Source organism: Brevibacterium sp. MGP-B1, assembly GCF_057766545.1.
This window is the reverse complement of record NZ_CM173407.1, coordinates 1,309,868-1,325,496: the sequence shown is the minus strand read 5'-3', so window position 1 is coordinate 1,325,496 and position 15,629 is coordinate 1,309,868. Positions and strand designations below refer to the sequence as shown.

The 15,629-nt window shown below is 65.3% G+C and carries 14 protein-coding genes and 1 pseudogene; 8 read left to right on the top strand and 7 right to left on the bottom strand.

Going from position 1 to position 15,629, the window contains the following annotated elements:
• Positions 1-69: 69 nt before the first annotated feature.
• The 3 genes from AC3CD9_RS06195 to tkt are packed head-to-tail and all read right to left on the bottom strand — an operon-like array spanning position 70 to position 4,879.
• Positions 70-1,701, bottom strand: a complete 1,632-nt coding sequence (locus tag AC3CD9_RS06195) for a glucose-6-phosphate isomerase (RefSeq protein ID WP_488366819.1) — start codon at positions 1,699-1,701, stop codon at positions 70-72.
• Complete coding sequence (gene tal, locus AC3CD9_RS06190; RefSeq protein WP_488366817.1) at positions 1,698-2,801, bottom strand: transaldolase; 1,104 nt, start codon at positions 2,799-2,801, stop codon at positions 1,698-1,700. The genes AC3CD9_RS06195 and tal overlap by 4 nt, the downstream gene beginning before the upstream one ends.
• Positions 2,798-4,879, bottom strand: a complete 2,082-nt coding sequence (tkt, locus tag AC3CD9_RS06185) for a transketolase (protein WP_488366816.1) — start codon at positions 4,877-4,879, stop codon at positions 2,798-2,800. Before tkt ends, tal begins: the two co-directional genes overlap by 4 nt.
• Positions 4,880-5,105: 226 nt before the next feature.
• On the opposite strand from tkt, the gene AC3CD9_RS06180 reads away from it, so the two are divergent.
• Both AC3CD9_RS06180 and AC3CD9_RS06175 read left to right on the top strand, forming a co-directional pair.
• The gene (locus AC3CD9_RS06180; protein WP_488366815.1) at positions 5,106-5,663 is read left to right on the top strand and encodes a hypothetical protein; all 558 of its coding nucleotides are present in this window, start codon (positions 5,106-5,108) and stop codon (positions 5,661-5,663) included.
• A gap of 10 nt (positions 5,664-5,673) precedes the next feature.
• Complete coding sequence (locus AC3CD9_RS06175) at positions 5,674-6,660, top strand: heme o synthase (RefSeq protein WP_488366814.1); 987 nt, start codon at positions 5,674-5,676, stop codon at positions 6,658-6,660.
• A gap of 166 nt (positions 6,661-6,826) precedes the next feature.
• Here AC3CD9_RS06175 and AC3CD9_RS06170 read toward each other — a convergent pair.
• From AC3CD9_RS06170 to AC3CD9_RS06155, 4 genes and pseudogenes are all read right to left on the bottom strand, one after another.
• A pseudogene (locus AC3CD9_RS06170) lies at positions 6,827-7,192 on the bottom strand (VOC family protein).
• Between the two features lie 16 nt (positions 7,193-7,208).
• The gene (locus AC3CD9_RS06165; protein ID WP_488366813.1) at positions 7,209-8,111 is read right to left on the bottom strand and encodes a COX15/CtaA family protein; all 903 of its coding nucleotides are present in this window, start codon (positions 8,109-8,111) and stop codon (positions 7,209-7,211) included.
• Between the two features lie 8 nt (positions 8,112-8,119).
• Positions 8,120-8,851: an ABC transporter permease gene (locus AC3CD9_RS06160; RefSeq protein WP_488366812.1), complete on the bottom strand. Its 732-nt coding sequence runs from the start codon at positions 8,849-8,851 to the stop codon at positions 8,120-8,122.
• Positions 8,848-9,765 carry an ABC transporter ATP-binding protein gene (locus AC3CD9_RS06155; RefSeq protein ID WP_488366811.1) on the bottom strand — a complete coding sequence of 306 codons (918 nt, stop codon included), beginning with the start codon at positions 9,763-9,765 and terminating at the stop codon, positions 8,848-8,850. The genes AC3CD9_RS06160 and AC3CD9_RS06155 overlap by 4 nt, the downstream gene beginning before the upstream one ends.
• A gap of 137 nt (positions 9,766-9,902) precedes the next feature.
• Between AC3CD9_RS06155 and AC3CD9_RS06150 the strand changes: the two genes are divergently transcribed.
• Genes AC3CD9_RS06150 through AC3CD9_RS06125 form a run of 6 tightly spaced genes read left to right on the top strand, consistent with a single transcriptional unit; the run spans position 9,903 to position 15,620 of the window.
• Positions 9,903-10,622 (top strand): helix-turn-helix transcriptional regulator, encoded by a 720-nt coding sequence (locus AC3CD9_RS06150; RefSeq protein ID WP_101544285.1) that lies wholly within the window; start codon positions 9,903-9,905, stop codon positions 10,620-10,622.
• The gene (sufB, locus tag AC3CD9_RS06145) at positions 10,619-12,049 is read left to right on the top strand and encodes a Fe-S cluster assembly protein SufB (RefSeq protein ID WP_039207512.1); all 1,431 of its coding nucleotides are present in this window, start codon (positions 10,619-10,621) and stop codon (positions 12,047-12,049) included. Before AC3CD9_RS06150 ends, sufB begins: the two co-directional genes overlap by 4 nt.
• 40 nt (positions 12,050-12,089) lie before the next feature.
• Positions 12,090-13,265 carry a Fe-S cluster assembly protein SufD gene (gene sufD, locus AC3CD9_RS06140; protein WP_488366810.1) on the top strand — a complete coding sequence of 392 codons (1,176 nt, stop codon included), beginning with the start codon at positions 12,090-12,092 and terminating at the stop codon, positions 13,263-13,265.
• A complete protein-coding gene (locus AC3CD9_RS06135; protein WP_101553526.1) occupies positions 13,262-13,585 on the top strand; it encodes a non-heme iron oxygenase ferredoxin subunit in 324 nt (107 codons plus the stop codon). Before sufD ends, AC3CD9_RS06135 begins: the two co-directional genes overlap by 4 nt.
• A 26-nt stretch (positions 13,586-13,611) precedes the next feature.
• The gene (gene sufC, locus AC3CD9_RS06130) at positions 13,612-14,370 is read left to right on the top strand and encodes a Fe-S cluster assembly ATPase SufC (protein WP_458310213.1); all 759 of its coding nucleotides are present in this window, start codon (positions 13,612-13,614) and stop codon (positions 14,368-14,370) included.
• A complete protein-coding gene (locus AC3CD9_RS06125; protein WP_488366804.1) occupies positions 14,370-15,620 on the top strand; it encodes a SufS family cysteine desulfurase in 1,251 nt (416 codons plus the stop codon). Before sufC ends, AC3CD9_RS06125 begins: the two co-directional genes overlap by 1 nt.
• Positions 15,621-15,629: the final 9 nt, after the last annotated feature.

Genomic DNA, 15,629 nt, shown 5'->3' with positions numbered 1-15,629 from the left:
ATCGGTCGGGGTCCTTCTCTGTTCGTGCTCTGTCCGTCGTTCCGGCGGATCAGTCCCGTTCCAGGCAGATCAGTCGTGGCCGAAGTGGTGGCGCGGGCTGATCGACCCGATCGCCTCCCGCAGCTGTTCGAGCCCGCGAGAACGATCAAGCAGATGCAGACGCACCACGGGCCGGCCCTTCTCACTCAGCACCGCCGCATCGCCGGCGGCCTGGGCACGCTGCAGCTGCGCGAAGCCGAAGTCGCGTCCCGGCACCAGCAGGTCAGTGCGAGCCTCACCGGTGATCTGGAGGAACACTCCGTTCGGACGACCGCCCTTGTGGTACTGACCGGTCGAATGCAGGTAGCGGGGACCGAAGCCGAAGGTCGTCTGCACTCCGGCATGTGTGGACACGAGCGGACGCAGATCCTCAGCCTCGGCATCGGCAAGCCGATCGAGGTAGGCCTGGATGCCGACATACCCGTACTCGTCGACCTGCGAGAAGAGCTCCTCCAGGGCTCCGACGAGATCCGTGGCCTCATCGACGACCTCGAGGACGTCGATGTCTCCCTCACGGAACCGCGGCTGCTCCGTCGAACCGGAGTCCGGTCCGTCGAGCAGATGCCTGGCCTGTGCCTTCGCCGCCTCCACATCAGGCTGGTCGAAGGGATTCACCCCGATGCTGTATCCGGTGATGGCCGTGGCGTATTCCCAGAACAGGAACAGCTCGCCCAACCCACCCGTGATCGTCGCTTCGAATCCGGACGGTGCACCCAGCCCTGATTCATCGTCTGCCGGCCCGAGCAGGCACAGGAGTGCGTCTGCGCGTGCATCGGAGAACCCGATGTCGGCGGGGGAGTCGACGACGACGGGAAGGATGCCCTGGCCGTCCTTGCCGAGGGATTCGGCGATGAGCTGCTCGACCCAGGCCCCGAGCCCGTTCAGCTGCTCAGCGGTCTCGGCGAGGACGAGCTTCTCCGTCGTCCGGGCGTGAGCGATGCTCAGCCAAGCGCCGAACCGCAGTGCAGGATTGTCCGGACCGTCGGCAGACAGGTCGGCGGCGGCCGCAGCGGCCTCTGCGGCGATCCCGCGCACATCGGCACCGGCCAGGCCCGCGGGGACGAGCCCGAAGGCCGAGAGAGCGCTGAAGCGTCCGCCGACCGTGGGGTCGACGAGGAAGCTCGCAAGGAAGCCCTGATCGGCGGCCAACGCCTCGAGTTCGGTGCCCGGATCGGTGATCGCGATCATCCGGGACGCCGGATCGACGCCGATCGACTCGAAGGCCGCGGCGAAGCTGCGGCGGATCGAATCCGTCTCCACCGTGGTTCCGGACTTCGACGCGATGATGAGGACCGTGTGGTCGAGATCGGTGCCGATCGCCTCGGCGACCTGATTGGGATCCGTCGAGTCGATGATCTCGAGTCGGACACCGGACGTCTGAGCCATCACCTCGGGAGCGAGCGAGGAACCGCCCATCCCGGCCAGGCTGATCGTGCGCAGACCCTCCTCCTGCAGGCGCGCCCGCAGGGATTCGATCTCATCAAGCAGATCTGCTGCGTTCTGCGGAAGATCCACCCAGCCCATCCGGTCCGCGGCATCGGCGGCCCCGTCGAACAATTCCGCATCCTTGCCGCTCAGCCGGGAAGCCAGGCCCGCATCGATGAGACGCGCGGCCTCTGCCTCGAACTCCTCATCGACGGGAACAGAGAGTGAGAGCTTCATGAGCGGTCCAGAGCCGTACGGATCGTTTCCTGGAGTTCGGTCCAACTGACGTCGAACTTCTCCAGCCCCTGCTCTTCGAGCACGGTCATGACCTCGGCGTAGTCGATGCCCAGCCGTGCCAGAGCATCGAAGACCTCGTCGGCGGCACGGTAGTGCTCGGAGGTGATCCGGCCGGTGACCTCACCGTGGTCGGCGAACGCCTCCAGGGTGGGTTCGGGCATCGTGTTCACGGTGTTCGGTGCGACGAGCCCGGTCACGTACATCGTGTCGGCGTAGTCGGGATTCTTCACTCCGGTCGAAGCCCACAGCAGACGCTGCGGACGCGCCCCGGCGAGTTCGAGGACTCGGAAGCGCTCGGAGGTGAACAGCTGCGAGTGGATCTCATGCGCGAGCACGCAGTTCGCGATGCCCGCCTTGCCCTTGAGCTCCACGGCCTTCGGGTCGTCGATGGAGTCGAGTCGGGAATCGATCTCGGAGTCCACCCGGGAGACGAACACCGAGGCCACCGACCGGATCGTCGAGAGGTCATGACCGGCGGCGCGGGCCTTCTCCAGTCCCTGGAGGAAGGCTTCGACGACGTGGCGGTAGCGGGTCAGGGAGAACACGAGCGTGACGTTGACGCTGATCCCGGCGGCGATCGTCTCGGAGATCGCGCGGAGTCCCTCCTCGGTGGCGGGGATCTTGATCATCGCATTCGGTTCGCCGACGCGTTCCCACAGGGCCTTCGCCGAGGCGACGGTCGCCCCGGCATCATGGGCCAGCGGGGGAGCGACCTCGATCGACACGCGACCGTCCTCACCGTCCGTGGACTCGAAGACCGGACGGAACAGGCGGGCCGCCTCGGCGACATCCGCGGTGGTCAGCGCCTCGATGGCCTCATCCACATCGGCACCGGAGGCACCGAGCTCGGCGACCGCGGAATCGTAGTCGTCGGCTGCCGAGATCGCGTTCGCGAAGATCGTCGGATTCGTCGTCACACCCGTGACGGAGGATTCCTCGATGAGGCGGGCGAGATCCCCGGACTCGAGTCGGGTGCGGGAGAGGTCGTCGAGCCAGATCGAGACTCCGGCCGCGCTGAGCTGCTGGAGACGTTCACTCATGCTTCCGCCTTTGCTGCGTTGATGGATTCCTTTGCTGCGTCGACGACGGCCGTGGCCGTGATGCCGAACTTCTCGTACAGGGTCTGGTAGTCCGCGGATGCACCGAAGTGTTCGATGGACACGGCACGCCCGGCATCGCCGAGGTACTTGTGCCAGCTCATCGACGAGGCGGCTTCGATGCTCACGCGTGCCTTGAGCGAGCGCGGCAGCACAGTGGCCCGGTAGTCCTCCGGCTGAGCGTCGAACCATTCCTGGCACGGCATGGAGATGACGCGAGCGGCTGTGCCCGATGCCTGCAGAGCGTCGGCGGCCTCGAGAGCGATGGCGACCTCGGAACCGCTGGCGATGATGGCCACCTCCGGTTGGTCACCGGTATCGGTGAGCACATAGCCGCCGCGTGCGGCCTCGGAGGCCGGGGCGTACTTCTCACGGTCGAGGACCGGCACGGCCTGTCGGGTGAGCACGAGTCCGCTGGGTCCGTCGGTGCGTTCGAGGATCTTCCGCCACGCGACAGCGGTCTCGTTCGCATCGGCCGGTCGGACGAGGTCGAGGCCGGGGATCGCGCGCAGTGCGGAGAGGTGCTCGATCGGCTGGTGGGTCGGTCCGTCTTCGCCGAGGCCGATCGAATCGTGGGTCCACACGAACAGGTTCGGCAGCTGCTGGAGGGCGGCCAGGCGCACGGCCGGACGCTGGTAGTCGCTGAAGACGAGGAACGTGCCGTTGTACGGGCGGGTTCCGCCGTGCAGGGCGATGCCGTTGCCGATGAGACCGGCGGAGAACTCGCGGACGCCGAAGTGGATATTGCGTCCGTACTCGTGGCCGGAGAATGCACCCGTGGAGCGGTGAGCGGGCAGGAAGCTCGGCTCACCCTTGATCAGCGTGTTGTTCGAGCCCGCGAGGTCGGCGGAACCTCCCCAGAGTTCGGGCATGGTCTCGGCGATCGCATTGAGCACCTGACCGGAGGCCGCGCGAGTGGCGATGCCCTTCTCACTGGCTTCGAAGACCGGGAAGGCCGCATCGAGGCCGGTGGGCAGCTCGCGCTTGGACAGACGGTCGAAGAGGGCGGCGTTGTCCGGGTTGCCGGTGCGCCATTCGGCGAAGGACTTGTCCCATTCGAGGTGGGCGGCACGACCGCGGTCCAGAGCCTGACGAGTGTGTGCGAGAACCTCGTCGTCGACGGCGAAGGTCGACTCCGGGTCGAAGCCGAGGACCTCCTTGGTCGCACGGATCTCGTCCTCGCCGAGGGCCGCACCGTGGGACCCGCCGGTGTTCTGCGCGTTCGGGGCGGGCCAGGCGATGATCGTGGACAGGCGGATGAATGAGGGGCGGGAATCCGCGCGAGCGGCCTCGACGGCGGCGTGGAAGGCTTCGATGTCCTCGTGGTAATCACCGCCGGCGGTGAAGTCGACGTGCTGGACGTGCCAGCCGTAGGCGGCGTACCGGGCGGCCGTGTCCTCGCCGAAGGCGATCGCGGTGTCGTCTTCGATGGAGATCTTGTTGTCGTCCCAGATCACCAGCAGGTTGGACAGTTCCTGTGTCCCGGCCAGCGATGACGCCTCGCCGGACACTCCCTCTTCGAGGTCGCCGTCGGAGGCGAGCACGACGATGTTGTGGTCGAACGGTGAGGTGCCGGGAGCCGCCTCGGGGTCGAAGAGTCCGCGTTCGCGGCGAGCGGCCATGGCCATGCCCACGGCCGAGGCCAGTCCGGAGCCCAGGGGTCCCGTGGTGATCTCGACGCCGGCGGTGTGTCCGACTTCCGGGTGGCCCGGGGTGAGCGAACCCCATGTGCGCAGCGCCTTGAGGTCGTCGAGCTCGAGCCCGAACCCTGCCAGGTAGAGCTGAACGTACTGGGTGAGCGAACTGTGACCGCAGGAGAGGACGAAACGATCACGGCCGACCCAAGTCGGGTCGGCCGGGTCGTGAGTGAGTCCGTGCTGATACAGGTAGTGGGCAATGGGAGCCAGGCTCATGGCGGTGCCCGGGTGCCCGTTCCCTGTCTTCTGCACCGCATCCGCGGCGAGGAGGCGGGCGGTGTCGACTGCGCGATTGTCGAGTTCAGTCCAGGACAGAGTTGTCATGTCGTCGAGCGATCCTTCGTTCGTCTGAAGAGCGTGCATTCAAACTCTACCCGTCGGATGCCTGAAGCGCCGCCCCTGTTCATCTGCCGTGCCGACGGGGAGCGAGACATTTAGGCTACCGACGGGTAAAGTGTGGTCTCGCGCACAGCTGTGATTCGATATTCAACAACTGCGGTGCGCCGAAGAGCCTGAAGAGAGACCGGTGCTGACTGAGAGAGGTGACAGGGTGAGCAAAGGTGCTGATCCCGTGATCGGGGCCGCCGTCGCAGACAGCGGAGACCAGCGATCCGATCGGCTGGCGGGCAGGCGCCCCGACCTCGCCGAGGTGGCCGAACAGACGAGGGGGCTCCGTCGGCTGATCTCCCGGATCGGCACGGTGTGCCCGGTGTTCTTCGCCGTGGCGACCGTCGCCGTGTCGTCGGCGATCGCCCAGCCGCTGCGCGGCACCGTCGACATCGGGGAGCTCGGCCTGTGGACGTTGGGCACACTTCTTCTGCTCACCCCCTTCGCGGCAGCGCTGGCCGTGATGCTCAATGCACGGCGCGGCGGACTGGTGTGGACGACCGCCCTCGTCTATTCCGTCATCGCCGGATTCATCGGACTGTGCGTCGATGTGAATCTCCTCCGCACGGATCCGCAGACAGCTTCGCTGAGCTTCATCTCAGTGCTCATCGTGCAGGTCGTCGTGCTTGCCCCGGTGTGTGCGGCGGTGGCGTTCCTCGTCCGCATCGTCAGTGACTCGACTCGCCTGCGCACGACTGGCAAAAACTTCGACAACAGGTAGAATCTAGGGCGTGAGCAAACTTCGTCAGAACCGGGAAGAGCAGAGTGAACGACCTCTGCAGAGGGCCATCGACGAGCAGAGTCTCGCTGCCCGACCGCGTTCGATCATCAGCGCCTATATCGCGCTGACCAAGCCGCGGGTCATCGAGCTGCTCCTCGTCACGACCGCGCCCGTGATGTTCCTGGCCGCTCAGGGACTGCCGAACATCTGGCTGGTCATCAACACCCTCATCGGCGGAGCCGCCGCTGCGGCCTCGGCCTCGGTCTTCAACTGCTACGTCGACCGTGACATCGACGCGAAGATGGAACGGACGAAGGACCGTCCCCTCGTCACCGGTGAGATCAGCCCCCGTTCTGCACTCATCTTCGCTTTCGTGCTCGGCATCGGTTCGATCTTCTGGCTCGGCGGATTCACGAACTGGGTCACGGCGGGACTCACCGCTTCGGCGATTCTGCTCTACGCAGTCTTCTACACCCTCGTCCTCAAGCGCCGCACCTCACAGAACATCGTCTGGGGCGGCGCTGCAGGCTGCATGCCCGTGCTCATCGGCTGGTCGGCCGTGACCGGAGGAATCGCGTGGGAGCCCGTGCTGCTCTTCCTCGTCGTCTTCTTCTGGACCCCGCCGCACTACTGGCCGCTGGCGATCAAGTACAAGGCCGACTACGACGCCGCCGACGTGCCCATGCTGCCGTCGAAGGTTCCGCCGACATCCGTCGGCCGTCAGATGATCCTCTACACCTGGGCGATGATCGCCTGCTCACTCGCGCTCATTCCCGTCGCTCCGATGGGTCCTGTCTACACGATCGTGGCCGTCGGCGCCGGAGTCTGGTTCCTGTGGTCGTGCTACTCGCTGGTCTCCCGTGCCAAGCAGGGCAAGGACGGCACCTCGCTCAAGGCGATGAAGGTCTTCCACGGTTCGATCACCTACCTGTCACTGCTCTTCCTGGCAGTGGCCATCGACCCGTTCGTGCCCACCCTGATCCCCGGAATCTGGTGAGGCGCTCCAGTATCTGGTGAGGCTCACCCTCTGCTGATCAATCAAGGCCCGTTCCCATGCGTGGGAACGGGCCTTGAGCGTGTTGTGAGAAGATACGGCGTTCTTCGAGCGCGTGCCGAGGTTCAGCCGGCGTTGACGAGGTCGTCGATGACGATCTTCTTCATTCTCATGACGCCTGAGTCTGTGCCGGACCGGTCATCAGCTCGCCGAGGTTCGCGGGAACGATCTGCCAGCTGACTCCGAAGCGGTCCTTGAGCCAGCCGCACTGTTCGTGCTCGGGTGACGCCGACAGATGTGACCAGTAGTGGTCGATCTCGGCCTGGTCCGCGCATTCGACGGTCAGCGAGATCGCTTCGTTGAATGTGAACACCGGTCCGCCGTCGAGGCAGATGAACTCTGTGCCGTCGAGGACGAACCGGCCGTTCAGGACCTTCCCGCTCATCCCCCTGAAGTGTTCGTCGAGGGATTCGTCGGGATAGCGTTAGATGGACAGGACGCGCGAATCGGGGAAGACGGAGCAGTAGAACTCCATGGCCTCCTCGGCACAGTCAGGAAACCACAGGCACGGAACGATCGGTATTGACATCGGTGCTCCTCGGGTATGCGCTGTCGAGGACGGCAACGCTTGCCGCAATCGTAGCCGACAGGCCGACCATGTGTAAGGCCACGAGCAGTTCGGGAACACCGAGGAAGTACTGGACGTAGCCGATGATTCCCTGGGCGACCTCGACGACGAGGAGCACGGTCAGCGGGGCGACCATCGCCGTCTGCGCCTTCTTCCGGGCGGCGACGAGAGCGGAGATCGTGGTGATGACGAGCAGCCACACCGGCGCGGCGTGCAGGCGGGTGACCCAGATGTTGTCGAGGTTGTTGCGGGTCGAGATCGTCGAACCCGAATGGGGCCCGGCCCCCGTCGTGAGCACGCCGAAGACGACGATGATCGCGGTGAGACCGAGGATGATCCACCCCAGAGTCGGCAGCGGAGCCGGGGCCTTGGTGCCCAGTCGCACGCCGGTGTCATAGGTGCGGCGGACGAAATAGGCGGCGACGCCGACAGCGACGGCCGAGGGCACGAAGTGTCCGGCGACGACCCAGGGGTTGAGCTTCGTCCACACGGTGATTCCGCCGACGACGGCCTGGACGGGCACGATGGCCAGCAGACCGATATTGAGCCAGAAGAGATCCGGGCGCTGCTTCCGGTGCCTCCACAGCATGAGCGCAATGCACACGCCGAGGATCGCCAGCGCCACGGCCAGCAGGCGGTTGCCGAACTCGATGGCGCCGTGGATGCCCATCTCGCTGGTGGCCACGAGCGAATCCGGGGTGCACTTCGGCCAGTCCGAGCAGCCGAGCCCCGAGCCGGTGAGCCGGACGATTCCACCGGTCAGGATGATCCCTGCCTGGGCGATGAGCATGGCCCAAGCGGCGATGCGGATCTTCTTCGTGACCACTTCACTCCTCATTCGAAACGGAACCACCTGCGTGCCGCAAGCGTTCCTACAAGCCCCCATATCAGGAGCACGATGATTGCCTTGATGTCTGTGCCGCCGTGTCCGATGACGGATCGCATGGCGTCGCCGAGCGCACCGGAGGGCAGGTAGCCCACAACCGTTCCCCATTCTCCCGGATGTGCGATGACGAGGCCACCGACGCCTGCCATGAGCACCCAGATGAGGTTCGTCGCCGCCAGAGTCGCCTCGGCGCGGACTGTGCCGGCCATGAGCAGTCCGAGCGAGAGCAGCGCGGCGGTGCCGAACAGTGTGGCCAGGATGAGTCCGAGGATGTCGACGGGACCTCGGAAGCCGAGAATCGCCGCCGCGGCGAAGACGAGTGCGTACTGGATGAGAACGACGACGATGACGGCGCCGAGTTTGCCGAGGATGAGTCCGTTCGTCCCCAGCGGAGTCGTCGCCAGCTGTCGCAGCACTCCGTAGCGGCGGTCGAAGGCGGTTGCGATCGCCTGCCCGGTGAATGCGCTGGAGGCCAGGCTCAGGCTCAGCGCCCCGGGGACGGCGATCGACAGCGGATCGGCACCGGCCCCGATGACCCCGAGCCCGGTGAGCAGGGGAGTCTTCGCGAGGAAGACGAGCAGACCCAGCGGGAAGATGATTGAGAGCAGCAGCTGTTCGCCGTTGCGCAGAACGGACAGAGTCTCGAACTTCGCCTGCGAGATGATGCGTGTCGATGTCATCGCAGCGGCCTCCCGGTCAGTTCGAAGAAGACGTCGGACAGGGACTGCCTCTGCATGCCGATGTCCGTGATCTGCAGTCCCGCCTCGGCGACGACAGTGCACGCAGCCGCGATCTGGCTCGCAGTCGGTGCTCCGTCGAGAGAGATCATCGAACCCTGCGCCGAGGCGGGACCGAGCTCGGTGAGCCGATCGACGAGGGCGGCGGGGACGGGGGAGTCGAGGCGTATCGTCAGCGACCGTGACCCGGCGGAGGCGCTGCGCAGCTCCTCTGGCGCTCCCTGAGCGATGATCCGTCCGCGATCGATGACGACGACCTCGTCGGAGAGCTCCTCGGCCTCGGCGAGGTCGTGGGTGGTGAGGACGACGGCGACTCCGCGGTCGGCGAGATCGCGGATGAAGCTGTGGACGACCTCGCGTGCCTGCGGGTCGAGACCGGCGCAGGGTTCGTCGAGGAAGACGAGGCGCGGCCGTCCGATGAGGGCCGCGGCCAGCGCGACTCGCTGCTTCTGTCCCCCGGAGAGCCTGCGCATCGTGCGTCCGGCGAAGTCGTGGAGACCGAGGGGTTCGGCGAGATCGTCGACCGGTACGGGACTCTCATAGAGGGTGGAGAGGTGCCGCAGCACCTGCAGGGGCTTCGAGCTCATCGGCAGTCCGCCGTCCTGGAGCATGACCCCGGCCAGCTGCGACGTCGTCGCGTGTTCGGCGACGGGGTCGTGCCCGAAGATCTCCACCGTGCCCGATTCCGGACGGCGGGTGCCCACGGCCAGGGAGATGGTCGTGGATTTACCTGCGCCGTTGGGTCCGAGAACGCCGAGGACGGATCCGGACTCGGCCGTGAGGTCGATTCCGTCGACGACACGGTGGGTGCCGTAGGAGTACTGAAGACCGCGAATGGTCAGGGCCGGAGATGACACCAGGCTATTCTACGACGCGTCGAAACGGGTGTCGAAACCGCAGGTGTCCGCACGCGACGCGGGTGGTAGTTAGGCTCACCTAGTTTTACGAAACAAATTACGCAACAATATTGTTGTGTTAGTCAAGGAGGTGGATTATGGCTGCAAACGACACGGAAGATCGCCGAACCCGGCAGAAGGTCTTCCAGTCGGTGCTCGACGAAGGTCCGATCACTGCTTCGTCTTTGGCCAAAGCCCTCGAGCTGACTCCCGCGGCGATCCGTCGTCACCTGGACGCGCTGGAGAGTGAGGGCCTTCTCGAGGTCCGTGAACTCGCCGGCAAGCAGGCGGGCAGGGGCCGACCGGCCCGGCACTATGTGGTCACGACGGCCGGACACGATTCGGTCAGTCATTCCTACGACGAGTTGGCCGTGAACATCCTGCGCTTCATGGAGGACAAGCACGGCAGATCGGCAGTGGAGGGATTCACAGAAGACCTCGTGAACCGACTGCGGGAGCGACTCGGACCGGAACTCGAGAAGCGCGGCGGCACCACAGTGGCGTCTCGCTCACGCGCACTTGCCGCCGCACTCACACGGGAAGGGTACGCCGCCTCGGCGACCCCGGTCGCGGCCGGAACCCCGTTGGAGGCGATGCAGCTGTGCCAGGGACACTGCCCGATCCAGGCCGTGGCGGCGGAGTACCCGGAGATCTGCGAAGCAGAGCTCGCGATGTTCTCCGACTACCTCGGTGTCGATGTGCGGCGGCTGTCGTCGCTGGCGCAGGGCGACCATGTGTGCACCACCCACATTCCGACTTCGGAACTGACCAGACCACTCATCCACAGCAATGATCGACCTCAAGGAGGTTCACGATGACTGACACAGGAAATCGGATCATCGATGCGAATCCCGAGCTCAAAGACCTCGGGCAGTACGCATACGGTTGGCACGACGAGAACGACGCCGGCGCGACCGCGACCCGCGGCCTCAGCGAGGAAGTCGTCCGCAATATCTCGAAGCTCAAGGACGAACCGGAGTGGATGCTCAAGCGTCGACTCAAGGCTCTGCGTCTGTTCGACAAGAAGCCGATGCCGAACTGGGGCGCCGACCTCACCGGAATCGACTTTGCCGACATCAAGTACTTCGTCCGCTCCACCGAGGGACAGGCGACGTCCTGGGAGGACCTGCCCGAGGACATCCGCAACACCTATGACAAGCTCGGCATCCCCGAGGCCGAGAAGCAGCGACTCGTCGCCGGTGTCGCCGCTCAGTACGAGTCCGAGGTCGTCTACCACCAGATCAACGAGGAGCTCGAGGCTCAGGGTGTCATCTTCATGGACACCGACACCGGCCTGCGCGAGCACCCGGAGATCTTCGAAGAGTACTTCGGGTCGATCATTCCGTCCGGTGACAACAAGTTCGCCGCTCTGAACACCGCTGTCTGGTCCGGCGGCTCCTTCGTCTACGTTCCCAAGGGCGTCCACGTCGAGATCCCGCTGCAGGCCTACTTCCGCATCAACACGGAGAACATGGGCCAGTTCGAGCGCACGCTCATCATCGCCGACGAGGGATCCTCGGTCCACTACGTCGAGGGCTGCACCGCTCCGATCTACAAGACCGACTCCCTGCACTCGGCCGTCGTCGAGATCATCGCGAAGAAGGATGCGAAGGTCCGCTACACGACGATCCAGAACTGGTCGAACAACGTGTACAACCTCGTCACCAAGCGCGCCATCGCCGAAGAGGGCGCCTCCATGGAATGGGTCGACGGCAACATCGGCTCGAAGGTGACCATGAAGTACCCGGCCATCTGGCTGACCGGCGAGCACGCCCGCGGCGAGACGCTGTCCGTGGCCTTCGCCGGCGAGGGACAGCACCAGGACACCGGTGCGAAGATGGTCCACGCCGCTCCGCACACCCATTCGTCGATCGTGTCGAAGTCCGTGGCCCGCGGCGGCGGCCGCGCCGGCTACCGCGGACTCGTCCACGTCCACCCGGGCGCCGAAGGCTCGTCGAACAACGTCCTCTGCGACGCCCTGCTCGTCGACAACGTCTCCCGTTCGGACACATACCCCTACATCGACATCCGCGAAGACGACGTCACACTCGGCCATGAGGCCACCGTGTCGAAGGTCAGTGAGGATCAGCTCTTCTACCTCATGTCCCGCGGCATGGAGGAGACCGAGGCGATGGCGATGATCGTGCGCGGCTTCGTCGAGCCCATCGCGCGCGAGCTCCCGATGGAGTACGCCCTCGAACTCAACCGCCTCATCGAACTGCAGATGGAAGGCGCGGTCGGCTGAGACCCGACCCGGCGCCCACTGCACTCAAAGGAGTAAATCTGTGACTGATACCACCAATCCGCTTGGCCTCTCGGAGCATTCGCACGGTTCCGAGGTCCAGGTGCCCGATTCGAAGCGCGATGCGCGCACGCGCAGCTTCGATGTCGCCGACTTCCCCGTGCCCACCGGCCGGGAGGAGGAATGGCGCTTCTCTCCCGTCCGCAAGTTCAGCGAGTTCTTCGAGGACACCGCCACCGAGGCGAAGCTGAAGTTCGAGTCGGATCTGCCCGCGGGCCTGTCCGTCGAGGAGATCTCGCTCGAGTCAGCCCAGGAACTGGGCATCCTCGAGCCCGAGGACCGCGCCGCGGCCGTCGCCGCCAACCGCGCCTCTGCGGTGACGCACTACTCGGTCCCCGCAGACACCGAACTCGAACGGGCCGCGATCATCCACGCCGACGGCACCGGTGAGGCGCTCGGCCACGGCCATGTCGTCATCACGGTCGGTGCGAACTCGAAGGCGACCATCGTCGTCGAACACGAGGGACTGGCCCGGTACTCCGAGCTCGTCTCCCTCGTCATCGGCGATGGCGCGGACGTGACCTTCGTATCGCTGCAGCTGTGGGACGACGGTTCCCAGCACCTCGGCCAGCACGATGCGATCGTGGGCAAGGACGCAAAGTTCAAGCACATCCACATCACCCTCGGCGGTGACGTCGTGCGCCTGAACACGAACGTACGCTACTCGGCAGCCGGGGGAGAGGCCGAACTGCTCGGACTCTACTTCGCCGATGCCGGTCAGCACCTCGAGCACCGCACCTATATCGACCACAACACGCCGAAGGCCCAGTCGAACGTCCACTACAAGGGCGCTCTGCAGGGCAAGGACGCGCGCAGCGTGTGGATCGGCGATGTGCTCATCCGTCCCGAGGCCCTCGACATCGACACCTACGAGCTCAACCGGAACCTCATCCTCACCGATGGCGCCCGGGCCGACTCGGTGCCGAACCTCGAGATCGAGACCGGCGACATCGCCGGTGCCGGCCATGCCTCCTCGGTGGGACGTTTCGATGAGGAGCACCTGTTCTACCTCATGAGCCGCGGCATCCCCGAGGATGTCGCTCGTCAGCTCGTGGTCCGCGGATTCTTCAACGAAGTGATCCAGAAGATCCAGGTGCCCGAGATCGAAGACGTGCTCAACGAACGCATCGAAGACGAACTGTCACGGAGTGTTCTGTGACCATGATCGACGTGGCGGCCACCGACGAGGTGGCCCCCGGCGGCACCATGCGCATCGAGGTCGGCGAGTACGAGATCTGCATCGCTCGCGACTCCGACGGCACGATCCACGCCATCGACGACCTATGCACCCACGGTGAGGTGTCGCTGGCCGAAGGAGACGTCGAGGACTGCACCATCGAATGCTGGCTGCACGGCTCGCAGTTCGACCTGACGACAGGCAAGCCGGTGAATCCTCCGGCGTTCGAACCCGTCGCGGTCTATGACTGCAAAGAGATCGCAGGCCGCATCCTCGTCGACCCGAACACCACCCTGAACTGACTCAAGACCGAAGAAGAAGGATCATTATGTCCACTCTCAAGATCGAAGACCTGCACGTCGGTGTCAACACCGAAACCGGTCTCAAGCCCATCCTCAACGGCATCGACCTCGTCATCAACACGAACGAGACCCACGCCATCATGGGCCCCAACGGCTCCGGCAAGTCGACCCTGGCCTACGCCCTGGCCGGTCACCCCAAGTACGAAGTGACCTCCGGTTCGGTCACCCTCGACGGAGAGGACGTCCTCGAGATGTCCGTCGACGAGCGTGCCAAGGCCGGACTGTTCCTGGCGATGCAGTACCCCGTCGAGGTTCCCGGCGTGACCGTGACGAACTTCCTCCGTTCGGCCAAGACCGCCATCGACGGTGAAGCTCCGAAGCTGCGCAACTGGACCAAGGACCTCAAGCAGGCCATGGAGAACCTCCGCGTGGATCCCGCCTTCGCCTCGCGCAACGTCAACGAAGGCTTCTCCGGCGGCGAGAAGAAGCGTCACGAGATCCTGCAGCTCGAGATGCTCAAGCCGAAGTTCGCCGTCCTCGACGAGACCGACTCCGGCCTCGACGTCGACGCGCTGCGCATCGTGTCCGAAGGCGTCAACCGCGTCAAGGACGCCACCGACGTGGGCATCATGCTCATCACCCACTACACGCGCATCCTCAACTACATCAAGCCCGACCACGTCCACGTGATCATCAAGGGCAAGGTGGCCGAGGAAGGCGGACCGGAACTGGCCGAACGCCTCGAGAACGAAGGCTACGACCGCTTCTTCACCGCCGGCGTCTGATGTTCTCACGTCTGAGGGGCGACTTCCCGATCCTCGATGTGAGGGTCGGGGAGTCGCCGCTGTCGTATCTCGACTCGGGAGCGACATCGCAGAAGCCGCAGTGCGTCATCGACACCTTCGTCGAGTACTTCCAGCAGCGCAACGCCGCCGTCCACCGAGGCGCGCATTCCCTGGCCGTCGAGGCCACCGACGCCTTCGAGAACGGTCGGATCGCCGCTGCCGGACTCGTCGGCGGGACACCGGAGCAGGTGTGCTGGACGAAGAACGCCACCGAGGCGCTCAACATCGTGGCCCTCGGCATGGATCGGGCCAGCCATGGCTTCGGGGGAGACGACGCAGAGCGTTTCGCCCTCGCCCCCGGTGACTCGATCGTCGTCACCGAGATGGAGCACCATGCGAATCTCGTGCCGTGGCAGCAGCTGGCTGCCTCCACAGGAGCACAGCTGCGCTGGCTGCCGGTCGCCGACTCCGGTGAACTCGATCTGACCGATCTCGACACGATCGTCGACGAATCGACGAAGGTGCTCGCGTTCACGCACGTCTCCAACGTCCTCGGCACGATCAACCCGGTCGACCGCCTCGTGGAACGGGCCCACGCCGTCGGAGCCTACGTCGTGCTCGACGCATGCCAGTCCGTTCCGCATATGCCCGTGGACTTCGTCGACCTCGACGTCGACTTCGCCGCGTTCTCCGCTCATAAGGCACTCGGCCCCACCGGCCTGGGCGCGCTGTGGGGCAAGTCCGAACTGCTCGACGCTCTGCCGCCGGTGCTCACCGGCGGATCCATGATCACCACAGTGACCATGGAGGAGACCGAGTTCATGCCCGCTCCGCAGCGGTTCGAGGCCGGCACTCAGCCGGTCGCCGAGGTGGCGGCTTTCGCGACAGCGATCGGATACCTCACCGAGGTGGGGCTGGACAATGTTCTCGAGCATGAGAAGGAACTCGCCCGAGTCCTCCTCGACGGGATCGGCCAGATCCCCGGAATCCGCATCCTCGGCGAGGCCGAAGACCGAATCGGAACCGTGGCATTCGACGTCGACGGCGTGCACGCCCACGATGTCGGACAGTATCTCGACTCGCAGGGCATCGCCGTGCGGGTGGGCCACCACTGCGCTCAGCCGCTGCACCGCCGCTTTGGGGTCACCGCCTCGACGCGGGCGAGCACGTACCTGTACAACAACGTCGAAGACTGCACCCGCTTCCTTTCTACTCTGGCGGAAGTGCGGCCCTTCTTCGGAGTCGCCTGAGGAGGGGAG